The sequence below is a fragment of the Mycobacteriales bacterium genome, assembly GCA_030697205.1.
Taxonomy (GTDB): domain Bacteria; phylum Actinomycetota; class Actinomycetes; order Mycobacteriales; family SCTD01; genus JAUYQP01.
The window spans coordinates 24,823-46,899 of sequence record JAUYQP010000032.1 but is presented as its reverse complement, the minus strand read 5'-3'; the positions used below and the strand labels follow the sequence as shown (position 1 = coordinate 46,899).

The 22,077-nt window shown below is 72.1% G+C and carries 20 protein-coding genes, 1 tRNA gene and 1 pseudogene; 1 reads left to right on the top strand and 21 read right to left on the bottom strand.

Annotated features, from left to right (window positions below; genetic code table 11):
* Window positions 1-11 precede the first annotated feature (11 nt).
* The 5 genes from Q8R60_10135 to Q8R60_10115 all read right to left on the bottom strand — a co-directional run bounded on the left by Q8R60_10135 (window position 12) and on the right by Q8R60_10115 (window position 5,269).
* Window positions 12-866: a DUF881 domain-containing protein gene (locus Q8R60_10135; GenBank protein MDP3712824.1), complete on the bottom strand. Its 855-nt coding sequence runs from the start codon at window positions 864-866 to the stop codon at window positions 12-14.
* Entirely contained in the window at window positions 863-1,195 is a 333-nt protein-coding gene (locus Q8R60_10130; GenBank protein MDP3712823.1) for a small basic family protein, read from the bottom strand. The genes Q8R60_10135 and Q8R60_10130 overlap by 4 nt, the downstream gene beginning before the upstream one ends.
* Window positions 1,192-2,034, bottom strand: a complete 843-nt coding sequence (locus Q8R60_10125; GenBank protein MDP3712822.1) for a DUF881 domain-containing protein — start codon at window positions 2,032-2,034, stop codon at window positions 1,192-1,194. Before Q8R60_10125 ends, Q8R60_10130 begins: the two co-directional genes overlap by 4 nt.
* Window positions 2,035-2,162: 128 nt before the next feature.
* Complete coding sequence (locus Q8R60_10120) at window positions 2,163-4,649, bottom strand: mannose-1-phosphate guanyltransferase (GenBank protein MDP3712821.1); 2,487 nt, start codon at window positions 4,647-4,649, stop codon at window positions 2,163-2,165.
* A gap of 11 nt (window positions 4,650-4,660) precedes the next feature.
* Window positions 4,661-5,269: a CDP-alcohol phosphatidyltransferase family protein gene (locus Q8R60_10115; GenBank protein MDP3712820.1), complete on the bottom strand. Its 609-nt coding sequence runs from the start codon at window positions 5,267-5,269 to the stop codon at window positions 4,661-4,663.
* A gap of 19 nt (window positions 5,270-5,288) precedes the next feature.
* On the opposite strand from Q8R60_10115, the gene Q8R60_10110 reads away from it, so the two are divergent.
* A complete protein-coding gene (locus Q8R60_10110; protein ID MDP3712819.1) occupies window positions 5,289-5,450 on the top strand; it encodes a hypothetical protein in 162 nt (53 codons plus the stop codon).
* Here the strand turns inward: Q8R60_10110 and Q8R60_10105 are convergent.
* From Q8R60_10105 to Q8R60_10030, 16 genes and pseudogenes are all read right to left on the bottom strand, one after another.
* Window positions 5,442-5,515: transfer RNA gene (locus tag Q8R60_10105), tRNA-Pro, on the bottom strand. The two genes, Q8R60_10110 and Q8R60_10105, sit on opposite strands and share 9 nt — an antisense overlap.
* Before the next feature lie 37 nt (window positions 5,516-5,552).
* A complete protein-coding gene (der, locus tag Q8R60_10100; protein MDP3712818.1) occupies window positions 5,553-6,914 on the bottom strand; it encodes a ribosome biogenesis GTPase Der in 1,362 nt (453 codons plus the stop codon).
* Window positions 6,911-7,555 (bottom strand): lysophospholipid acyltransferase family protein, encoded by a 645-nt coding sequence (locus tag Q8R60_10095; GenBank protein ID MDP3712817.1) that lies wholly within the window; start codon window positions 7,553-7,555, stop codon window positions 6,911-6,913. Before Q8R60_10095 ends, der begins: the two co-directional genes overlap by 4 nt.
* A 56-nt stretch (window positions 7,556-7,611) precedes the next feature.
* A complete protein-coding gene (cmk, locus tag Q8R60_10090; GenBank protein MDP3712816.1) occupies window positions 7,612-8,346 on the bottom strand; it encodes a (d)CMP kinase in 735 nt (244 codons plus the stop codon).
* 744 nt (window positions 8,347-9,090) lie between these two features.
* On the bottom strand, window positions 9,091-9,462 hold the full coding sequence (gene aroH / locus Q8R60_10085) for a chorismate mutase (protein MDP3712815.1): 372 nt from the start codon (window positions 9,460-9,462) through the stop codon (window positions 9,091-9,093).
* A 691-nt stretch (window positions 9,463-10,153) separates the two neighbouring features.
* Window positions 10,154-10,876 (bottom strand): annotated as a pseudogene (locus Q8R60_10080) (pseudouridine synthase).
* A 57-nt stretch (window positions 10,877-10,933) separates the two neighbouring features.
* On the bottom strand, window positions 10,934-11,677 hold the full coding sequence (scpB, locus tag Q8R60_10075; GenBank protein ID MDP3712814.1) for an SMC-Scp complex subunit ScpB: 744 nt from the start codon (window positions 11,675-11,677) through the stop codon (window positions 10,934-10,936).
* On the bottom strand, window positions 11,674-12,597 hold the full coding sequence (locus tag Q8R60_10070; GenBank protein ID MDP3712813.1) for a segregation/condensation protein A: 924 nt from the start codon (window positions 12,595-12,597) through the stop codon (window positions 11,674-11,676). The genes scpB and Q8R60_10070 overlap by 4 nt, the downstream gene beginning before the upstream one ends.
* A gap of 10 nt (window positions 12,598-12,607) precedes the next feature.
* Window positions 12,608-13,282, bottom strand: a complete 675-nt coding sequence (locus Q8R60_10065) for a hypothetical protein (GenBank protein MDP3712812.1) — start codon at window positions 13,280-13,282, stop codon at window positions 12,608-12,610.
* Between the two features lie 135 nt (window positions 13,283-13,417).
* On the bottom strand, window positions 13,418-13,963 hold the full coding sequence (locus Q8R60_10060; protein ID MDP3712811.1) for a hypothetical protein: 546 nt from the start codon (window positions 13,961-13,963) through the stop codon (window positions 13,418-13,420).
* The gene (locus Q8R60_10055) at window positions 13,960-14,847 is read right to left on the bottom strand and encodes a ParA family protein (protein MDP3712810.1); all 888 of its coding nucleotides are present in this window, start codon (window positions 14,845-14,847) and stop codon (window positions 13,960-13,962) included. The genes Q8R60_10060 and Q8R60_10055 overlap by 4 nt, the downstream gene beginning before the upstream one ends.
* A 260-nt stretch (window positions 14,848-15,107) precedes the next feature.
* Window positions 15,108-16,028: a site-specific tyrosine recombinase XerD gene (locus Q8R60_10050; GenBank protein ID MDP3712809.1), complete on the bottom strand. Its 921-nt coding sequence runs from the start codon at window positions 16,026-16,028 to the stop codon at window positions 15,108-15,110.
* 23 nt (window positions 16,029-16,051) lie between these two features.
* Entirely contained in the window at window positions 16,052-17,167 is a 1,116-nt protein-coding gene (ald, locus tag Q8R60_10045; protein ID MDP3712808.1) for an alanine dehydrogenase, read from the bottom strand.
* Window positions 17,168-17,312: 145 nt separating this feature from the next.
* A complete protein-coding gene (locus Q8R60_10040) occupies window positions 17,313-17,924 on the bottom strand; it encodes an NUDIX hydrolase (protein MDP3712807.1) in 612 nt (203 codons plus the stop codon).
* 37 nt (window positions 17,925-17,961) lie between these two features.
* Entirely contained in the window at window positions 17,962-20,277 is a 2,316-nt protein-coding gene (locus Q8R60_10035; protein MDP3712806.1) for a DUF6351 family protein, read from the bottom strand.
* 103 nt (window positions 20,278-20,380) lie between these two features.
* Complete coding sequence (locus tag Q8R60_10030; GenBank protein MDP3712805.1) at window positions 20,381-22,036, bottom strand: CTP synthase; 1,656 nt, start codon at window positions 22,034-22,036, stop codon at window positions 20,381-20,383.
* Between the last annotated feature and the right edge of the window lie 41 nt (window positions 22,037-22,077).

Below are 22,077 nucleotides of genomic sequence, written 5' to 3'. Positions count from 1 at the left end.
GGCCGGACGGGTCAGTCGGACTCACCGGTCGGGCGAGCGTAACGAGGACGCGACAGCTGTCGCAAGGCGGTCACCGCGAGCGCCTCGCCGCGCGTGACGACAACTTGTCCACCGGCCCGCTCGGCAACGTCCTCGACCCCACCGGGGATGGCCATGGCCGAGGCCAGCGTGCCGGGGTCGCCCAGGACGGTGAAGCGGTAGGGCGGGCGCAGCAGGGTGCCGTCGACCTCGACACCACGCGGACCGTCGTTCCCGTCGGACGCACCGTCGGGAATGGCGTCCACGAGCGCGGTGCTCGCGACCACCCGCACCACCGGCGCGGTTCCCTCCCCCTCGCCGCTGACGACCGGGCCCTCGACCTGGATCGCCTCTGCCCCCGCGCCGCGCAGCTCCTCCAGGGCGTCGAGCAGCACGTCGGCGCCGAGCTCGCCCTGCGGGTCCGTGAGGGTCAGGACGATGCCGGGTCCGCGCGCCTCCACCGTGCCCGTGAGGACACCCAGCACGAGCGTGCGCCGCTGAGCCTGCTCCAGCGCGACCTGCGCCTGGTCCGAACCGCTGCTCAGCCGGTCCTTGGCCGCCGTGAGGCTGGCCAGCTCGCGGCGCAGCCGGTCCTCCCTGTTGGACAGGTCGTCGAGGATGCGGACGAGGTCCTCCTCGCGTGCAGCAGCCAGCAGGCCGTCGTCCTGCGCCGAGCGGACCTGCACGGCGGCCGCGAAGCCGAGCAGGGCGAGCAGAGCCGCGACCGAGACGTCGACCCTCCTCAACCGAGGGCGCAGGACGCGGGCCAGGCGCCGCCAGGCGCTCGGCGGGGCCGGCGGGGCCGGCGGGGTCGGCGCCCGGTCTTGCGCGCCGCTCGCGCCGGTCATGCCCGGAAGACGTGGCGCCGGATCGCCGCCGCGTTGGAGAAGATCCGGATCCCGAGCACGACGACGACCCCGGTCGAGAGCTGCCCGCCCACCCCGAGCTGGTCACCGAGGAAGACCACCAGGCCGGCGACGAGCACGTTGCTCACGAAGGACACGACGAACACCCGGTCGTCGAAGATCCCGTCGAGCTGGGCACGGACCGCACCGAAGACCGCGTCGAGCGCCGCGACGACGGCGATGGGCAGGTAGGGCTGCAGCACGGCGGGGACGGTGGGCTCGAGCAGCAGGCCCAGCGCGACGCCCACCGCCAGTGCGATGGCGGGGATCACCGCTGCACCCCCTTCGGTACGGCGCTGCGCAGGTCTGGGTCACGCGCGGACGGCAGGCGCAGGTTACGTCCCGGTTCCACACCGAGGCGCAGGCCGTACAGCGAGGTGTACGTCGCGAGCCGGCGACCCGCCGTGCCGTCGACGAAGCGAGGCTCCAGCGACGCCGGGTCACCGACGGCCTGCACGACGTACGGCGGGACGAGCGGTCGCTTGTCGACCAGGACGGCGTCGCCCGCTCCGCGGATGGCGGTGAGCGCGGTGAGCCGCTGGTCGTTGACGCTGATCGCCTCGGCGCCCGCGGCCCACAGCCCGTTGACGAGCTCCTGGAGGTCACGGTCGAGCACCCGTCCGTCGCCCGGACGCCCGCCTCGGTCGTCGAGCGGTGCGCCGTCGTCCCCGCGGGCCGCAGGCGCGTCGTCGAGGGTGACGACCAGGCCGTCGCCCGTCACGGCCGTCGTCCCGGCAAGCAGCTCGACCAGTCCGAGACGCGCCGAGACCTCCCGGCCGCGCGCGTCCGCGGCCAGGGCCTCGTCCCGCACACTGGCCAGAGACGCCTGGAGTCCCGCCGCCTGCGCGGCGAGCTCGTCCGTCGAGGCGATCCGCTCGCGGACGTCAGCCGCGAGGGCCGCGCGGCTCGGGTCCTGCGCGGCGTCGCGCCGACGCACCTGGGCCGCTGCGATCCCGGTGACGACGCCGAGGGCGACGAGCAGCACGAGGGCGACGAGCCGCCTCGGAACGGGAACGACCGCGGCGGGCGTCCCGCCGGTCGTGGGTGCGTCGCCGGAAGCCTTGCGCCGGGCTGCATCGGCGTACGCCTCGTCGAGAGTGTTGGTCATCATGTCGACAAGAAGTGACATCGACCCATCGACACGGGCCGGGGGCGACGAGGGAGGGGTGGGGCGCACCGGCTCATCCTGCCCCACCCGTGCGTCACCTGGACGACGCGGACCCGCGCCCCTCAGGTCGCTCACACGGCAACGGCCTCCACCACCGCGGTCCAGCTGTCCAGCAGGGCCGCGGCCGCGACCGGCGTGGCGGCCTCGGCCCACAGGTGCGTCACGGCCTGGGTGGGGTCGGGGAGCACGAGCGCCCAGGAGCCGTCCGGCTCGACGACGCGCACGCCGTCGGTGGTGTCGACCTCGCGGGACCCCGCTGCCTCCATGACGACGCGCATCACGGTGCCCTTGGCGGCCCAGGGCGTCGCGACGTCACGACGCAGGACGTGCGCGAGGGGGATGCGCGCGTCGATCTCCGACAGCGACAGCCGGGTGCGCGCCACGAGACCGAGCAGCCGGACGAACGCCGCCAGACCGTCGATCCCGGAGCCGTGCTCAGGGACGACGAAGCCGCCCCTGCCGTCGCCGGCGAGGACGACGCCGTCGCCCCGGGCGCACCGGGTGAGGTCGTCGGGGGACGTCGCCGTCCACACGATGCCGGTGCCGTGGAAGGCGGCGACCTGCTCCGCGACACGCGTGGTGGTCACCGGCAGGGCGATCGCGCCACCGCGGCCCCGCTCCGCGGCGACGAGGTCCAGCACGACCAGCAGCGCGCGGTCGTCATGGACGAGCTCGCCGCGGTCGTCGACCAGCGCGATGCGCTCGGCGAGGTGGTCGAAGCGCACGCCGAAGGCCGCCCCCGAGCTGGCGACGAGGGCGCCTAGCCGCTCGAGGTCGTGGAGGTGCTCGGTGAGCGTTTCGGTCGTCGAGGTCTCGCTCAACCTGCCGTTGACGGTGAGCACGTCGACGCCCAGCCGGCCGAGCAGCGTGGGCAGCACGAGGGCGGCTGCGCCCCCCGCGGTGTCGAGGACCACCTTGAGGTGCGCCTCGGCCACCCCGCTGACGTCGACGTTCCGCAGGAGCTCTTGCGCATAGGTCTCCACGGTCCGCGCCGGGAAGGAGAGCTCGGCGATCTCCCCCGGGAACGCCCGCCGGAACTCCTGTCGGGCGAACACCCGCTCAAGCCGCCGCTGCGCAGCAGGCGAGAGGTCCGAGCCGTCGGCGTCGAGGAAGACCACGTCGATCGACTGCGGGTCCCCCGGGGTCGTGCGCAGGACGACGCCGCCGACGGCGTCGCTGCGCGAGGTCTCGAAGCGGGTGATCGGCAGCGGTGTGACCTCGAGGTCCCGGACGTCGATCGCGGACGCGGTGAGCGCCGCGATGACCGCCCGCTTGAGGGCGCGGGCAGCGCGCGACGCATCGCGCGAGGTCGTCACGACCGTGCCCTTCTGGAGCGTGGTGGCGAAGGCCGACGCCAGCCGGACCACGAACTCCGGGGTCATCTCGACGTTGACCAGGCCCGACACCCCTCGGGGCCCGAACAACGACGACGTCCCGCGCGACTCCCAGATGACCGAGGTGTGGACGACCGCGCCGGCCTCGATGGTCTTGAAGGGATAGACCTTGACCCCGCTCGAGACGAACGCCTCCTGCTCCACGACGCACTCGTCGCCGACGACCGCACCCTCCTCGATGCGCGCTGCCCGCATGACGTCGGTGTTCTTGCCGATGACGCAGCCGCGCAGCGTCACCTGGGCGCCGATGAAGGCGTTGTCGTGCACGACGGCGCGGTGCAGGAAGGCGCCGCCCTTCACGACGACGTTGGACCCCAGCACGGTGTACTCGCGCAGCTCCGCCCCGGCCTCGACCTTGGCGTAGTCACCGATCAGGAGGGGTCCGGACAGCACCGCCTCGGGATCGACCTCCGCCCCCTCTCCCACCCAGACCCCAGGAGACAGCTCGAAGCCATCCATCTCGACGTCTACATGACGGTTGAGCACATCGGCCTGCGCCCGAAGGTAGGACTCATGCGTGCCGACGTCCTCCCAGTAGCCATCGGCGACATAGCCGTAGACCGGCGCACCCGCGGCGACCAGAGCCGGGAAGACGTCTGCGGACCAGTCGACGACCTCGCGGGCCGCGACGTGCGCGAAGACCTCAGGCTCCATGACGTAGATGCCGGTGTTGACCTGGTCGGAGAACACCTGACCCCAGGTCGGCTTCTCGAGGAAGCGCTCGATGCGCTGCTCCTCGTCGGTGATGACGATGCCGAACTCCAGCGGGTCGGGCACCCGGGTGAGGCAGACCGTCACCAGCGCACCGCGCTCGCGATGGGCCGCGACCAGCGCGGTGAGGTCGATGTCGGTGAGCGCATCACCGGAGATCACGACGAAGCTGTCGTCACGCAGGGCGTCCTCGGCGTTCTTCACCGATCCTGCCGTGCCCAGCGGGGTCTCCTCCGTCGCGTAGGACAGGTGCATCCCGAGGTCACCGCCGTCGCCGAAGTAGCTCCGCACGAGGGAGGCCAGGAACTGCACCGTCACGACGGTCTCGTCGAAGCCGTGCCGCTTGAGCAGCCGCAGCACGTGCTCCATGATCGGTCGGTTCGCGACCGGGAGCAGGGGCTTGGGCTGGTTGGCCGTCATCGGCCGTAGGCGCGTCCCTTCGCCCCCAGCCATGACGACCGCTCTCACGTCTCGCCGCCCTCCGCGCGCGCCGCACGCACCACGTGCCTGACCTGCACGGCGTAGAGCACGCCGGCCCACAGGTAGAGGACGCTCCCCCACGTCGCGAAGGCCCAACCCAGTGGCCGGAAGACCGTCGCGAGCGTGTCGTCCTGGTCCGGCAGGGCGGCGAGCAGCATCGGGAAGGCGTAGAGCAGGTTGAACGTCGCGGCCTTGCCGAGGAAGTGCACCGGCAACGGCCCGTAGCCGACGTTGCGCAGGACCGGGATCGTGAAGGCCAAGGCCACGTCACGGCCGATCAACACCAGAGCCCACCACAGGGGCAACCCGTCACGGACGACGAGCGCGAGCAGGGTGGCGAGGATGTAGAGCCGGTCCGCAGCAGGGTCCAGCAGCTGCCCCAGGCGGGAGAACTGCCCGTACTTGCGCGCGATCTTGCCGTCGAAGTAGTCGCTGGCGCCCGCCGCCATCAGCAGCAGGATGGCCCGGCCGTCCTGCTCGGTGACCAGCACCCAGTAGAGGAACAGCGGTACGCCGGCCAGTCGCAGCGCGGACAGCAGGTTGGGCACCGTCCAGATGCGGTCGGACGGGCTGTGCTCCGTCGCGGTCGCCACGTGCCGGACCCTACACACCGTGCGCCCGTCGACCCCGACACGGTGCGGCGGCGAGGCCCTGCGTCGTACCGTCGGTGCTCCCGACCGACCCGGCAGCACCCGCTACGGCCACGACGGTGCCCGGTTGAGCGAGGCCTGGGTCGTCCTCGCGGACGACCCAGGCCCGCAGACGTCGGGCTGACAGGATTTGAACCTGCGACCCCCTGACCCCCAGTCAGGTGCGCTACCAAGCTGCGCTACAGCCCGCGGATGATGCGGTGACGTGCGGACACACCCTAGCGGATCAGCCCGTCCGCTTGCCCTTCTCTCGGACCTGGACCGAGATCTCGATCGGGGTGCCGGCGAAGCCGAAGTCCTCGCGCAGCCGCCGCTCGATGAAGCGGCGATAACCCGCCTCGAGGAAGCCGCTGGTGAAGAGCTTGAACTTGGGCGGCCGGGTCGAGGCCTGCGTGGCGAACAGCACCTTGGGCTGCTTGCCGCCGCGCACCGGCGGCGGCGTGGCCTGGGTGAGCTCGGTGATCCAGGCGTTGAGGCGGGCGGTGGGGACGCGGGTCTCCCAGCCGTTGAGGGCGACGTGGAGCGACGTCGCGAGCTTGTCGACCGAGCGGCCGGTGAGCGCCGAGACGTTGAGCTGAGGGGCCCAGGTGACGCGGGCGAGCTCGCGGTCGATCTCCTTCGCCAGCTGGGGGCGACGGTCCTCGTCGACGAGGTCCCACTTGTTGTAGGCGATGACGAGGGCGCGGCCGGCATCGACGACCATCGCGATGACCCGCTGGTCCTGCTCGCTGATCGGCTCGCTCGCGTCGAGCAGGACGACCGCGACCTCGGCGGCGTCGAGCGCGGCCTGGGTGCGCAGGCTGGAGTAGTACTCCGCACCGGAGGCGTGCGCGACGCGCTTGCGCAGACCGGCGGTGTCGACGAACTTCCAGATCTCGCCGCCCACCTCCACGAGGCTGTCGACCGGGTCCCGGGTCGTGCCGGCGACGCTGTCGACGAGCACCCGCTGCTCGCCGGTGAGCCGGTTGAGCAGGCTGGACTTGCCCACGTTCGGGCGTCCGAGCAGCGCGACCCGGCGCGGGCCGCCCTCCTCGTCGTCACGGTCGGCGGGTGTCTCGGGCAGCGCCTCGAGGATGACGTCGAGCAGGTCACCGCTGCCGCGCCCGTGCAGGGCCGACACGCTGTGCGGCTCACCCAGGCCGAGCGACCACAGCTCTGCCGCGTCGGACTCCGCGCGGGCGTCGTCGACCTTGTTGGCCACCAGCACGACCGGCTTCTTGGCCTTGCGCAGCACGCGGATGACGGCCTCGTCGCTGTCGGTCGCACCGACGGTCGCATCGACGACGAACAGCACCGCGTCGGCCGCGGCGACCGCGACCTCCGCCTGGGCGCTGACCGCCTTCGCCAGGCCGTCCGCGTCGGGGTCCCACCCGCCGGTGTCGACCACGGTGAAGCGGCGGCCGCGCCACTGCGCGTCGTAGGTGACCCGGTCGCGGGTCACGCCCGGCACGTCCTCGACGACGGCCTCGCGGCGTCCCAGGATGCGGTTCACCAGTGTCGACTTGCCGACATTGGGGCGACCCACGACAGCGAGGACCGGCTGCGGTGCCTCGCTGCTCGGATCGGTCCCCGGCTCGTGGCTGGTCATGCGCTCTCCCCTGTGGTGGTGCGCAGGTGATCCACAAGCGCGAGCCGCAGCTGTTCCGCGGCGACCCCTACGGTACGCCGTGCACGCGGGTCGCCCTCGACGTCGAGCGTGATCGGCGGCCCGAAGGCCACGCGCACGGGCGCCCGCAGCCGGGGCAGGCGGCGCCCTTTGGGCCAGGCGCCGGCGGTTCCCACGACCGCCAGGGGTACGACGGGGGCGCCCGAACGCAGGGCGAGATAGGCCAAGCCGTGGGCGACCTGCTCGAGCTGACCGCTGCCGCGCGTCCCCTCGGGGAAGACGCCCAGGACGCCTCCCCGGGCGAGCTGGGCCAGCCCCGCCTTGAGAGCAGCCCGGTCGGGCTGCCCGCGGTGCACCGGGACCTGCCCGAGCCAGCCGAGCGCGCGGGCCCACGGGCCGACGAAGAGCTCCGCCTTGGCGAGAAGGACGGGCGCCCTCGGGCTCGTGAAGTAGACGAGCGGACCGTCGAGCAGGCCGCTGTGGTTGCCGGCCAGGATGACCGCGCCCTGCGTCGGCACGTGCTGGGCGCCGGTCACCTCGAAGCGGAAGATCGTCCGGGCGAGCAACCGACCCCAGGCGCGGGTGAACGCGATGAGGGCAGGCCGGGGCGTGCCGGTGGCCACCGCACGGCCGCCTTGCGGACCCGACTTGTCGACTTCTGGACTCATTGAGATGTAGCTCAGATCCGCAGCCCGGCGTCGTCGACGAGCGACAGGACAGCCGCGACGACCTCCTCGGCGCCGAGGTGGCTCGCATCGATGTGGACGGCGTCGGGGGCGGCCTCGAGCGGGCTCACCGTCCGCGAGCTGTCCAACGCGTCGCGGCGCGCGAGATCGGCGGCCACCGTGGCCACGAGAGCCTCCGCCGTGGCCTCCGGCGCACCCGGCGGTCCGGTGACCACGACCCCTGCGTCACTGTCGCCCGCCCGACGCGCGGCCCGCACCAGCGGGTCGGCGTCGAGGTAGACCTTGACCAGCGCCGCTGGTGCGACGACCGCGCAGATGTCGCGACCCTCGACGACCACCGCACCGTCTCCGATGAGCTCCTGCTGACGTGCGACCAGCAGGTCGCGAACCTCGGAGACCGCGCTCACCGCACTCACCGCTGCGGTGACATCGGCGGTTCGGATGGCCGCGGCGACGTCCTCGCCGTCCAAGCAGATGCCCGGCTGGTCTGGGTCGGTCGCCACCTCGATGCGCGCGCTGTGGACCGCGGCCACGACTGCGGCACGGTCGGTGGGGTCCGCCCCAGCCCGGAGCACGGCCAGCGTGGCGGCCCGATAGGTCGCCCCCGTGTCCAGGTAGCGCCAGCCCAGCGCGCGTGCGACCCCCCGGGCCACGGTGCTCTTCCCCGACCCCGACGGACCGTCGAGGGCGACCACCCGCGTCGGCCCGGCCACGCTGCGCTGCGTCACGTCGCTCCCTGCGTTGTGGACCCGTTCTGGACCTGCTGTGAACCTGCTGGTGACCTGCTGACGAGCGCTTGGTGAGCCCTGCCGCCGCCTGGAGGCGTCCCGTACGCGTCTGAACGTCTGTGGAGCTGCTCTGTCGACCCGCGCGGGCTCGGTGACTCACCGGAGCGAACTCGGTCGCCGTGGAGCGTACTCAGCCGGCGGGCCGCACTTCCGGGGTCTGCCGGGAGCCGCCCCGGTGGCGAGCCCCGACCTGCCCGCTGTGCGAGCCGACTCCCGGCACGCGGCCGTCGGGGACTTGCCGCGTTGTGCGGCCTGGCACAGGACGTCGGTGGACTCCCGCACCTTCTACCGCTGCACAACGCTCAGGTGCAGGTCTCGACGTGCGCCTGAGATCGAGTCTGCTTGGCCTGTGTGACTCGATCTCTGTGTGAGGTGCATCCGTGCAACTACGCCTGGTCGGGCCCAGCTGTCACAGAGAGATCGCTAAGGAGGTCAGGCAGTCCCTCACGGAGAGCGTCCTGACGATCAGCGGCGCAGGGTCAGCGACAGCTGCGGAGCCGACGGCGGGGTGTCGCCCGGAGCGCATTGCCGGCGCCAGCGCCAGCGCCGACCGTTCCGGCCTCGTCGTGGCAACGGCACTCCCGGAGCGTGCGGGCCCTGCAATGACCCCAGCGCCGGAGAGCTCGTGACCTCTGGGTGGCGAGGACAAGGCGGCCGCAGGCGACCGGTGAGGGAACGGGAGGCTCACTGGGGGAGGTCCGTTCGCAACTGGGCCGCTCCACGCAGGTACACGTGACGCAGTTCTGCGCGCGGACGCTCGGTATCGACGTGTGCCAGCAGCCGCAAGACGCGAGCCATGGCCCCGGGGACGGAGATCTCCGTGGCACACAGCAGGGGGACGTCGGTGATCCCCATCTGCCGGGCGGCGTAGGCAGGGAACTCCGAGACCAGATCGGGGGTGGCCGTGAACACCACGCTGATGAGGTCCTCGGGGGTGAGCGCGTTGCGGACCAGCACCTCGGTGAGGAGTTCGGTCGTCGCAGCCAGGACCTGGTCGCGCTCGTCCGCATCGACCTGGATCGCGCCGCGTACTGCTCGCGTGGCGATACCGCCCACCTCCTCGTGTCAGACCAGACCATAGCCATGTCACCCCAAGTCTGTCTGTAGGGGTGTCGGTGTGTCTCGTCAGCACTAGAACCCTTCCACGATGAAACGCTTTCGCGTTTTGTCGATCTAATGGCTTCCAAGCGCATCAGGGCCGACCGCCGACTGTCCAACTCGCCACGCTGAGGCTTATCGACAAAAAGATGAATCTCGCCGAAGTCCGGGATCCGCTCCCGATCGTGCTTCCGGACTCGTACCCGACATCTCGTGTTCTCGTTTTATCTACATACCGTGAAAGAATGACGTCGACGGTTCTATGCAGCGCCGCGACGACACATCGTCCGGTCGGGGGCGGAGCACCGTGACGGGGGGTCGACAGGACGCCATGCCCTGCCGCTGTTCGAGGTCAGGAGGTGCCCGCCGAGGCGCTTGTCCCAGACCGCCGGTGCACCCGTCAGGCCGGCGAGCGTCGCTGTCGTCGAGGGCTGTGAGGGCACGCGACCCACTCGACGCAGAAGCGTCCGGAGCGCAGGAGCGCAGGGGCGGCGAGGAGCCCCGCGCCGCCAGGGCTGGCCTCTGCTGGTCGACGTCGGGCAGGCCTACGCACGGCACGCGGGTGACACAGGTGCAGCAGCGCCGCCGAGACGAGCTGCGGATGTGGCAGCGCCACCCCTGAGAAGCGGGCGAGTTGCTGAGGGAGGCGCTACATGCCCACCAGCGCGTAGAGGCCGGCAAGCTCCTCTCGGGTGACGGCCCGGATGCGCCCGGAGCGCTGGATCCCCAGTTGCACCGGCCCCACGGAGGTCCTGACCAGCCGCTGGACAGGATGGCCCACTTCGTCCAGAAGGCGGCGAACGATGTGCTTGCGCCCCTCGTGCAGGACGACCTCGAGCAGCACCCGGTTGCCCGTGGAGCTCACCAGCTTGAACTCATCGACCCGCGCGATGCCGTCGTCGAGCTCCACTCCTGCTTTGAGGCGCCGCCCCACGTCGCGCGCGATCGGACCAAGGACCTCCGCGAGGTAGGTCTTGGGGACCTCGTAGGACGGGTGCGACAGCCGGTGCGCCAGCTCCCCCTCGTTGGTGAGCAGCAGCAGCCCCTCGGTCTCGCTGTCGAGCCGCCCGACGTGGAACAGCCGCTCCTTGCGGTCCCGCACCATGTCGCCCACGCACGGTCGCCCCTCGGGATCGGTCATCGCGGTGACGACCCCCCGAGGCTTGTTGATGGCGAGGTGCACCAGACCGCTCGTGGTGTTGATGCGCATCCCGTCGACCCTGATGACATCGGTCTCGGGGTCGACCCGCCGGCCCTGCTCCAGCACCGTCTCACCGCCGACCGAGACCCGGCCCTCACCGATGAGGACCTCGCACGCGCGCCGCGAGCCGAGGCCTGCCTGGGCAAGCACCTTCTGCAGTCGGATGCCGTCGGCATCGCCGTGCGTGGAGTCGTTCTGGTGGTCCTTCACAGGGGGAATCTCTCGATCTCAGGTCGACGTCGAGTCGAACTCGATGTCTGACAACTCGGGGAGGAGGGGAGCAAGGGAGGGTAGGTCCTCCAGCGACTGGAGCCCGAGCTTCTCCAGGAGCACGTTGGTCGTACGGAACAGCGTCCCACCGGTCTCGCCGTCCTGGCCTGCCTCCACGACCAGACCGCGGGCAACGAGCGTGCGCACCACGCCGTCGACGTTGACCCCGCGGACCGCGGACACCCGCGCCTTGCTCACCGGCTGGCGGTAGGCGATGACGGCGAGGGTCTCGAGGGCGGCTTGGGTCAGCCGGGCTTGCTGGCCGTCGAGGACGAAGCGCTCGACGTAGGGCGCGCAGTCGGCGCGGGTGTAGAGGCGCCAGCCGCCGGCCACGGTGCGCAGCTCGAAGCCTCGGCCGGTCTCGACGTACTCCTGGGCGAGCTCGGCCAGGACCGCTTCCACCTCGTCGGTGGGGCGCTCGACGACCTGGGCGAGGGTCACTGCGGGCACCGGCTCGTCCGTGACCAGCAGGACGGCCTCCAGCGCGGCGCGCAGCGGTGGCAGGTCCGCCGGCTCGAACAGCTCGTCGGGACCGGCATGCGGCGCGAGTCCCTCGTCCTCGCCGACGTCCTCGCCGACGTCCTCGGCCGGACCCGCCTCCTCGCTCGCGCCCGCTGTCGTCGCGTGGTCCTGCGCGATCCCGTCGGATGTCGACGTGTCGGCATAGGGATCTGGAGTCATGTCGTCCTCATTCACGCTCATCGGCGCCCTCCATTCGCACTGGACGACGGCGCCGCGTCGTCGTCCGGCCCACCCAACGGCTCGTCCCACTCCGCGCCCGCAGCAGCCCCGGCAGCCGCTCCCCCATCCTCGGTCGCCTCGCCCACGGCGCGGTCGTCGCCACCGGTCCAGCGCACGTGCAGCTCACCGAGCGCCTCGACCTGCTCGAAGGCCACCAGACCCTCGCGGAACAGCTCCAGCAGGCCCAGGAAGCGGGCGACGACCTCGAGGGTGCCCTGGCAGTCCGCCGTGAGGTTGCGGAAGGAGCCCCCGCCGGTACGACGGAGCCGCTCGTGCAGCAGAGCGGTCTGCTCGCGCACGCTCACCGTCCCGCCGTGGACGTGGTCCACCGCGACCTCGGGCTCGGCCCGGGGCGTCATCGCCCGCGCGGCGATCGCGGCGAACTCCTGCGGCCCGAGGCCGAGCAGGACCTCCGGGAGCAGTCCTGCGAAACGCGGCTCGAGCGAGACCTGCCGCGGGAAGCGCCGCGACTCAGCGGCGAGCAGGCCGGCCAGGTGAGCGGCTGCTTGCTTGTAGGCGCGGTACTGCAGCAGCCGGGCGAACAGCAGGTCGCGGGCCTCGAGCAGCGCCAGGTCGTCCTCGTCCTCGACCTCGGCCGACGGGAGCAGCCGCGCGGCCTTGAGGTCGAGCAGGGTGGCCGCGACCACGAGGAACTCGGTCGCCTGGCCGAGGTCCCACTCCTGACCGAGCGCCCGGATGTGGGCGATGAACTCGTCGGTGACCTTCGACAGCGCCACCTCGGTGACGTCGAGCTGGTGCTTGCTGATGAGCTGGAGCAGCAGGTCGAAGGGGCCCTCGAAGACGTCGAGGTGCACCGAGAAGCCAGTCGCCGCCAGCGGGAGCGAGACGCCAGGAGCGCTCGGTGCGGCCTCTCCCGGCACCTCGGTCACCTCAGCCACCGGTCGCCAGGGCGGCGAGCGGGCCCGCGATCGCGTCGAGGACCGCCGGCAGCAGCGGCACGGAGGTGACGAACAGGCACAGGGCGAGAAGGACGACGGTCCCGATGTTGCGCTCGCCCAGCTGGTGCTCGGCCTGCTGCCACCCCCGGGAGCGGGGAGCGAGCGCGAACAGCAACCGCCCGCCCGCGAGAGGCAGTAGCGGAAGGAGGCTGAGCAGCCCGTTGACCAGGAACACCGCGCCGGTCAGCAGCAGGGCGAGCTCTCCGACGGGCACGAAGGGGGTCTGCTCGCGAAGCAGGAGCGAGACGTCGGCGCCCGCGGGCAGCGACAACCCCGAGACGAGGCGCCATCCGACGAGCAGCGCCAGGCCGAGGACGAGGAGCACACCTGCAGGCACGAGCGTGGTGAGCAGCACGGCTGACCTGCGATGGCGCGCAGGCGTTGCCACACCGCGTGACCATCCGACACCGCCCACGAGCGCCCCGATCGCCCCGAACGGGTCGATCTGGCGGCGCGGGTCAGGCACTGAACGTCCCTCCGCGATGACCTGCCGGTCACCTACGCGGGCGCACAGCACTGCCGTCAGCCAGCCGTGCAGCGTGAGCGCGACCACGGTCGCGACAAGCAGCAGGAGGAACGACGTGAGGTCGCCGAGGGCGTAGAGCACCCCTCTAGCGTGCCAGGGTCCGGGCCGGGTGTCGGTCAGGCGGCCTCAGACCGCCTCAGACGGCCGTCGGGTGAGCCGGGTCGGGAGGGGGTCGGGTGGGCCGGTCAGGCCGCTCAGTCGGCCCTCAGTCGGCCCTCAGCGGCCCGTGAGGCGGCGTACCAGGATGCTGGCGTCGCCCTTGGCCTCGAGGTCGGCCAGGACGACGGCCAGCGCCTCGCGGACGATCCGACCGCGGTCGGCGACCAGGCCGTGCTCGCCGCGCAGCGCCAGGCGGGCGTGCTCGAGGTCCATGAGCTCCTCGGCGGAGACGTAGACCGTGATCTTCTCGTCGTGGCGCTCGCGCCCGCTCGGTCGGCGGTCCCCGACCGCCCGCGGGCGGCGCCGGATCCCGGTGTGGCGGACCGAGCCCGCCGGCTGACGGCTGTCGACGAGGTCGTCGTTGCCGCCGAGACCAGCAGTCGATACGACGGACGGCGCCGCATCGGCGACGGCAGCGGACGGCCCGCTCGTGGACCCACCCACCGGCAGGGTGGACAGGGCCGCCTCGACGGCCGCCAGGCCGGTGTCGGGCCCGTCCCCGTCGTCGGGGCGCTCCGCGGCGGACCGGGTGCCCGCGGAACGCTCCGGTCCGGTCGTGCGGAACAGCTCGTCGGCTCCGGGCAGGCTGCTGCGTCGGCTCATCGGGCGAGCACCTCTCTGGCCAGGTCGCGGTACGCACCGGCTCCGGCGGAGCTCGATGCGTAGGTGGTGATCGGCTCGCCCGCGACGGTGGTCTCGGGGAAGCGCACGGTGCGGTTGATCACGGTGTGGAAGACCCGATCGCCGAACGCCTCGACAACGCGGGCGAGCACCTCCCGACCATGGAGCGTGCGTGCGTCGTACATCGTGGCCAGAATTCCCTCAAGCTCAAGTCGAGGGTTGAGCCGTTCCTGGATCTTTTCGATGGTCTGGATGAGCAGGGCCACACCGCGAAGTGCGAAGAACTCGCACTCCAGCGGGATGATCACTCCATGGGCGGCCGTGAGCGCGTTGACGGTGAGCAGGCCGAGCGAGGGCTGGCAGTCCATGAGGACGATGTCGTAGTCGTCCAAGACCGGGGTCAGCACCCGCAGCAGGGTCTGCTCGCGGGCCACCTCGTTGACCAGCTGCACCTCGGCGGCCGACAGGTCGATGTTGCTCGGCAGCAGGTCCATGCCTGCGATGTTGGTCTTCAGCATCACGTCGTCGACGGTGACGTCGCGCTCCATGAGCAGGTTGTAGACGGTGCGGTCCAGCTGGAGCGGGTTGACGCCCAGGCCCACGGACAGCGCGCCCTGCGGGTCGAGGTCGACCAAGAGCACCCGTCGCCCGGTCTCGGCCAGCGCGGCGCCCAGGTTGATCGTCGACGTGGTCTTGCCGACGCCGCCCTTCTGGTTGCACATGGCCAGGATGCGGGCCGGTCCGTGCCGGTCGAGCGGCGGCGGCTCCGGGAAGTGCGGCCGGACCCGGCCGGTCGGGCCGAGGCCGTCGGCCTCACCCGCAGCTAACGACACCGGGATGTGGTGCGCTCCCGCACTTGTCGACATGTCTGTGTGCCTCCCTAACGACGAACCGCTCATGTGACTTCTCGCCGAACGCACATGCCGACGGGACGGGCCGGACTCTACGACCGCGACGTTGGGTCTGTCGAACCTGCGACCACGTCCTGGGGATAAGGTGTGGACGACACGCCGGAGGACCTGTGGGCAATCCCTGTGGACGGTGTCCCCTGACTGTGGAAACCACGAGGTGTGCGTAGCGAGCCGGCCACCGACGCGCGGTGCCCCGCGCGGGCCGAGCCGGCGCGCTAGGCCAGCGCGCGTGGGTGCGCGGTCGCGTAGACCTCGCGCAGCCGGTCGACGGTGACCAGTGTGTAGACCTGGGTCGTCGTGACCGAGGCGTGCCCGAGCAGCTCCTGCACGACCCGGACGTCGGCCCCGCCGTCGAGCAGGTGCGTCGCGAAGGAGTGCCGGAGCACGTGCGGCGACAGCCCCTCGACCCGGGAGGACTCCCAGCCCGCCCGGACCGCAGCCGCCCGCAGCACCGTCCAGGCGCTCTGGCGCGACAGCCGACCACCGCGGGCGTTGAGGAACAGCGCCGACGTCCCCGAACCGGCGGCCGACAGCGCCGGCCGGCCCTGCACGAGGTAGGCCGACAGCGCCCCCAGCGCGAAGGACCCCACCGGCACGACCCTCTGCTTGCCGCCCTTGCCGTCGAGCCGCACCAGCCCCGAGACGTCGTCGACGTCATCGACGGCCAACCCGACCGCCTCCGAGATCCGGGCTCCCGTGCCGTAGAGCAGCTCGAGCAGCGCGCGGTCGCGCAGCGGCCGCGGCCCCTCCCCCGCACCCGCCGCCTCCAGCAGCGCGACGACGTGCTCGACCGGCAGCGCCTTGGGCAGCCGACGCACCGCCGCCGGCGGGCGGACCTCCCGCGCGGGGTCGCCCGCGGTGAGCCCCTCCCGGTGCGCGAAGCGGTGCAGGCCGCGGACCGCGACGACCGCCCGGCCGGCCGAGGTCGCCGACAGCGGCGGGTGCGACTCCGACCCGGTCCGCAGCGACGCCAGGAAGCCGGCCACATCGGCCTCCGTCACCGTGTCGAGCCCGCGCTCCCCCAGCCACGCGGTGTAGCGGGAGAGATCGCGGCGGTACGACGACAGCGTGTTGGCCGCGAGCCCGCGCTCCACGGCGAGATGGTCGAGGTACGCCGACACCACCCGCGACGCCACCCGCGAGCCAGGGCTCACCGGTGTCAGGCGAGCACGCTCGCGAGGTCGACCAGCGGCAGGCCGTGCGCCTCGGCGACCGGGCCGTAGACGAGCGAGCCCGACACCGTGTTGACCCCGGGCGCGAGCGCCGGGTCGGCCGCGACCGCGCCGGCGAGCCCGCGGTTCGCGATCTCGAGCGCGTAAGGCAGCGTGACGTTGGTCAGCGCGTAGGTCGACGTGTGCGGGACAGCGCCCGGCATGTTGGCGACGCAGTAGAACAGCGAGCCGTTGACTTCGAAGGTCGGGTCGGAGTGCGTCGTCGGCCGGGTCGACTCGAAGCAGCCACCCTGGTCGACGGAGATGTCGACGAGCACCGAGCCCGGCTTCATCGCGGCGACGAGCTCGTCGGAGACCAGGGTCGGCGCCTTGGCACCGGGCACGAGCACCGCGCCGATGACGAGGTCGGCGTCGAGGACGGCCCGCTCGATCTCGAAGGTGTTGCTGCAGACGGTCTGCATGTGGCCCTGGTAGATGCGGTCGACCTCGCGCAGCCGCGCGACGTTGCGGTCGAGCAGCAGCACCTCGGCCTGCATGCCGAGCGCGATCGCGGCGGCGTTCATGCCGGAGACGCCCGCACCGATCACGACGACCTTCGCGGCGTAGACCCCGGAGACGCCGCCCATCAGGACACCGCGGCCACCCGCGCCGCGCTCGAGGCAGTGGGCGCCGACCTGCGGCGCCATCCGGCCCGCGACCTCCGACATCGGCGCGAGCAGCGGCAGCGAGCGGTCGGCGAGCTGCACCGTCTCGTAGGCCACGCCCGTGACCCCGGAGGCCAGCATCGCGTCGGTGCACGCCTTCGACGCGGCGAGGTGCAGGTAGGTGAACAGCACCTGGTCGCGACGCATCCGGTGGTACTCCGAGGCCACCGGCTCCTTGACCTTCAGCACCAGCTCCGCGTCGGCCCACACGTCGTCGGCCGTCCCGACGATGGAGGCACCGGCGGCGACGAACTCGTCGTCGGTGATCGAGGACCCGACGCCGGCGTCCTTCTCGACCGCCACCGAGTGGCCGTGGGCGACGAGCTCGCGGACACCCGCGGGCGTGATCGCGACGCGGTACTCGTGGTCCTTGACCTCGCGCGGGATGCCGACTTTCACGAGCGTGCCTCCAGGGCGTGGGCAGGCCGCGCCGGTCGGGCGCGGAGACAGGGGGCCGCGGGGTGGTGCGGCGCAGCGAGCCTAGCGGCGCAGAGCGCCGGTGACGCCACCCGGGAGAGAGACGTCGTACGACGAGAGCCGTCGGTCAGCCGGCGGTGACCGGACGGGCGGGCCAGGGCGCGTCGGCCGGCCGCAGCCCCGCGAAGCCCGACTGTGCCGCCCGGTCCGCAGCCAGCAGCCCGAGGCAGCACATGGCGTTCTCGATCTCGCCCGCGAGCACCCGTCGTACGCCCTCCTCCAACGCGACCCACTCGGTCGTGAGGTCGGCCTCCTCGTGCTCCTGGACCTGCCGCTCGACCGGGTGGACGTCGCGGGCGAGGAAGAGCCGGATCGCCTCATCGGTCATCCCGGGCGAGGTCAGGGCGTCGACGAGGACGTGCCAGGTCGTGGCCCCGAGCCCCGCCTCCTCGGCGAGCTCGCGCTGGGCGGCGAGCAGCGCCGGCTCACCGGAGACGTCGAGCAGACCGGCGGGCAGCTCCTCGAGCCGGCGCCGGACCGGGTGGCGGTACTGCGAGACCAGCAGCACCCGGCCGTCGTCGTCGAGAGCGACCACGCCGACCGCGCCGGGGTGCTCGACGACGTCGCGCTGCGAGGTCGTCTCCCCCGGCATGCTCACGACGTCGCGACGGACCGCGATGACGCGGCCGTCGTAGACCCGGTCGGTGGTGACGACCCGGTGGTCGTGCGGCGCACTCATGCCGACGATCGTGCCAGGCCGGTCGGAGCGTCGGGGGTCAGGGCGTCGGCGACCGACGTCCGCGGCGCAGCACCAGCGCGGCGCCGAGCAGCACGAGCGCCCCCAGCCCGAGGGCCGTCGACCCACCGGTGGTCGGCAGCGTCGGCGCCACGACCGGTCCGGTCACCGGGCCGGTCACAGACCCGGCCGGACGGAAGGGCACCGACACCGGCGCGGCGCCGAGCGGTCGGCCGCCGTAGATCACGGCACCCGACGCGTCCTGGTAGGTGAGCCAGGTCGTCGCGGCCTGGAAGCCCTTGCCGGGGCGGCTGTAGTCGCAGACCCCGTCGGGGAAGGTCTGCTGGAGGGCGGTCTGCTCGGCAGCGGTGAAGACGGCGGCGAAGGCCTGGCCCGCCCAGGTGAAGGACGTGAGCGGCACCGTCTGGCAGTCGAGCCGGTCGTCGGTGAAGCCGACTTTCGGGTCGCCCCCGCCGGCCTCGATGCGGGGCGAGGAGAAGATGGTCGGGTCGACCGTCGTGTCGCACAACGCCAGCGGGACGTCCTGGCCGTCGACCGCGACGCAGCGCTCCGTCACCCCTGCCACCGCTTTCGCCGCGACGATCTTGTCGGCCAGCGGCAGCGCGCTGGTGTCGGCCTGCACCGCGGCGAGCCACTCGTCCATGGCCCGGATCGAGTCGTCGACGAAGGACACGTCGCCGAGCAGCGGCGTCTGGCCCTCCCAGAAGACCTGGTTGTCGGCGTCGCCGTGTTCGCGGATCAGACGGGCCCGCATCGAGTGCTTGCGGTAGACGTCGTGGAAGGCACCGGGCTCGGGACCGCCGAGGTCGATGATCGCGACCTCGTCGAGGTGCGCGCCCGTGTTGACCGCGCCGCTCCGGTAGACCCGGTCCTGCGCGATCGGGTCGGCGACGGTGCGCGCCGCGATCGGCTCGAAGTCGATGTCGAAGCCGCCGACGCCGGCGTTGAGAGCGACGAACTGCGCGGGGGTCAGCGGCGGCCGGGTCGGGTCGGTGGCCGACGCCGGGTCGAGGAAGGCGAGCAGGCCCGACAGGCCGTACTGCACGCCGACGTTGCTGATGGGTCGGCGGGCCTTGCCGTCGGGCGTCGTGCCGAAGACGTTGACCATGTAGTCCTGGAAGGAGCAGCGCACACCGTCAGGGTTGGTCGCGCTGAAGACGTCCGCGGCTGGCACGCCGGAGCACGAACGGCTCGGGTCGCCGGAGTTCGGGATCGCGGTCGTGAAGCTGATCTGGTTGACCGGGTTGGCGTGGCCGACGATGACCGGCCACTGCACGGGGGTGATGCCCTCGGCGAGGCCGGGCCCTTCCAGGTAGGCCCGCAAGCCGACGTAGTCGACGTACTGCTGGGCCGAGCTCCACGCGTCGGTGAAGCTGCACTGCGGGGTGATGCCCTGGTAGACGCCGGGGTAGGCGTTGGCGACCTGCTGCTGCACGAGCGAGCCGCCCGAGCAGCCGCTGCCGATGGTGTAGTCGATCGGGCCGAAGCGCTCCGCGACCATCTCCTTGGTGACGACCAGCGACTCGGCCTGTGTGACCAGGCTGCAGTTGTGGCCGGCGTTGTCGAGGGCGTGCGAGGCAACAGCGAAGCCCTGCGACAGGGCATCGGTGAGCAGCACGTCGGGGGCGGTCCCCATGGCGTACTCCGTGTCGCAGCTGGCGCCGTGAGTGAGGACGAGCTTGTGGGCGAACCCGGGGTTGTCGGCGGTCGGGTCGACCGGCTTCGTCGGGTCGAACAGCGCCGCGATGCGGTACTCGTCGCGGACGCTGACACCGGTCTCCTCCCGGACGATGAAAGGAACCTCGTTGCCCTCGTCGGTGGTCGTCGTCGACACGTCGGACGGCGGGTTCTCCGGGTCGTAGGGCTGTAGCGCCGCACCACCCGTCGGCAGGTAGGAGAACGTCACGGTGGCAGGGCGGTTGCACTGCGCGTCGAGAGCCCCCTCGGTGCAGCCCCAGGGCTGGATCTGCGGACCGCTGAAGACGGGCCCGCCGATCGGTGCGTTGGTCAGCGTGATGCGGGCCCCCCGCCCGTCGGGCAGCACAGCACGTACGACGTTGCGCCCCTTCGCGAGGCCCGTCACCAGGCCGAGCCCGTCCGCCCCGAAGGCGGCGGTGACGTCGCGTCCGTCGTCGTCGACGCGCAGCCCGGTAGCGCTCGCGCCTGCCGGTAGGACAACCTTCAGCAGCGCGTCCCCGCCGGTGACGAGGTCACCCCGTCCGGACAGCACCTCGATGCGCACGTCGCCGGGTGGGGCCGACGCGGCCGGCTGCGCCGGCAGGGCACCGACGAGACCGAGGACGATCAGGGGCAGCAGGAGTCGGGTGGCACGCATCGACGGGCTCCGTCCGGTTGAGGGGTGTCCGGATCGTTGCACTTCGGGTGTGTTCGCGCTGCGCCCGAGTCCCGCGTGTCAGGACCTCGAGCGCAGTCGTGGGCTACTGGAGCGGGAGCATCCGGCCGTCGGCGCGGTCGCAGGCGGCGGCCACGAAGGCGCGGAAGAGCGGGTGCGCGCGGGTCGGGCGGGAGCGGAACTCCGGGTGGGCCTGCGTCCCGACGAAGAACGGGTGCACGTCGGCGGGCAGCTCGGCGATCTCCACCAGGCCACCGTCCGGCGAGGTGCCGGAGAAGACCAGGCCGGCGGCCTCGAGGGCGGGACGGTAGGCGTTGTTGACCTCGTAGCGGTGACGGTGCCGCTCGGTCGCGGGCTCGTCGCCGTAGGCACCGGCGGCCACCGACCCGGACAGCAGCTTGGTCGGCCACAGGCCGAGCCGCATCGTGCCGCCCATGTCGCGCTCACCGGCGACGACGTCCTCCTGGTCGGCCATCGTCGCGATGACCGGGTCCGGCGACGCCGGGTCGAACTCCGCGCTGTTGGCCTTCTCGATGCCGGCGAGCGACCGGGCCACCTCGATCACCATGCACTGCAGGCCGAGGCACAGCCCCAGCGTCGGGATCTTCTCGGTCCGCGCGTAGGTGATCGCCCCGAGCTTGCCCTCGATCCCGCGTACGCCGAAACCGCCCGGCACGAGGACGCCGTCGACGCCCTCGAGCGCCTTGCGCGCGCCCTCGGGGGTCTCGCAGTCGTCGGAGGTGACCCAGCGGATGTGCACCTTCGCGTCGTTGGCGAAGCCGCCGGCCCGCAGCGCCTCGGTCACCGACAGGTAGGCATCGGGCAGGTCGACGTACTTCCCGACAAGGGCGACCGTCAGCTCCTTGGCGGGCGCGTGGACCCGTTGCAGCAGCTGGTCCCAGTCGCGCCAGTCGACGTCGCGGAAGGGCAGCCCCAGCCGACGGACGACGTAGGCGTCGAGGCCCTCGGCGTGCAGCACCTTCGGGATGTCGTAGATCGACGGCGCGTCGACGGCGGAGACGACGGCCTCGACGTCGACGTCGCACATCGCCGCGATCTTGTTCTTGATGCCGGCGTGGATCGGGCGGTCGGAGCGGCACACGATCGCGTCCGGCGTGATGCCGATGGTGCGCAGCGCCTGCACGGAGTGCTGCGTCGGCTTGGTCTTCAGCTCCCCCGACGGGCCGATGTAGGGGATGAGCGAGACGTGCAGGAAGAAGCAGCGGTCGCGGCCGACCTCCTGGCGGACCTGGCGGGCGGCCTCGAGGAAGGGCAGCGACTCGATGTCGCCGACGGTGCCACCGACCTCGGTGATGACCACGTCGACGTCAGGCCCACCGAGGCTGGTGATCCGGTTGCGGATCTCGTCGGTGATGTGCGGGATGACCTGGACGGTGTCGCCGAGGTACTCCCCGCGGCGCTCCTTGGCGATGACCGCGCTGTAGACCTGCCCGGTCGTGACGTTGGCGTCGCCGTGCAGGTCCTCGTCGAGGAACCGCTCGTAGTGACCGACGTCGAGGTCGGTCTCCGCCCCGTCGTCGGTCACGAAGACCTCGCCGTGCTGGAACGGGTTCATCGTCCCGGGGTCGACGTTGAGGTAGGGGTCGAGCTTCTGCATCGTCACGCGCAGGCCGCGCGCCTTCAGCAGCCGCCCGAGCGAGGAGGCGGTGAGCCCCTTGCCGAGCGACGAGGCGACGCCGCCGGTGACGAACAGGTGGCAGGTCTGGCTCGCTCGGACCACTCGGATCTCCCGTGCTCGAGAGCGACCCCGCAGGCCGCTGC

What these genes read in the sequence shown, in the direction of transcription:
- Q8R60_10135 (MDP3712824.1), bottom strand. Translation starts at nt 866, where the DNA reads ATGACCGGCGCGAGCGGCGCGCAAGACCGGGCGCCGACCCCGCCGGCC.
- Q8R60_10125 (MDP3712822.1), bottom strand. Translation starts at nt 2,034, where the DNA reads ATGATGACCAACACTCTCGACGAGGCGTACGCCGATGCAGCCCGGCGC.
- Q8R60_10120 (MDP3712821.1), bottom strand. Translation starts at nt 4,649, where the DNA reads ATGGCTGGGGGCGAAGGGACGCGCCTACGGCCGATGACGGCCAACCAG.
- der (MDP3712818.1), bottom strand. Translation starts at nt 6,914, where the DNA reads ATGACCAGCCACGAGCCGGGGACCGATCCGAGCAGCGAGGCACCGCAG.
- scpB (MDP3712814.1), bottom strand. Translation starts at nt 11,677, where the DNA reads ATGAGCGTGAATGAGGACGACATGACTCCAGATCCCTATGCCGACACG.
- Q8R60_10060 (MDP3712811.1), bottom strand. Translation starts at nt 13,963, where the DNA reads ATGAGCCGACGCAGCAGCCTGCCCGGAGCCGACGAGCTGTTCCGCACG.
- Q8R60_10055 (MDP3712810.1), bottom strand. Translation starts at nt 14,847, where the DNA reads ATGTCGACAAGTGCGGGAGCGCACCACATCCCGGTGTCGTTAGCTGCG.
- Q8R60_10040 (MDP3712807.1), bottom strand. Translation starts at nt 17,924, where the DNA reads ATGAGTGCGCCGCACGACCACCGGGTCGTCACCACCGACCGGGTCTAC.
- Q8R60_10035 (MDP3712806.1), bottom strand. Translation starts at nt 20,277, where the DNA reads ATGCGTGCCACCCGACTCCTGCTGCCCCTGATCGTCCTCGGTCTCGTC.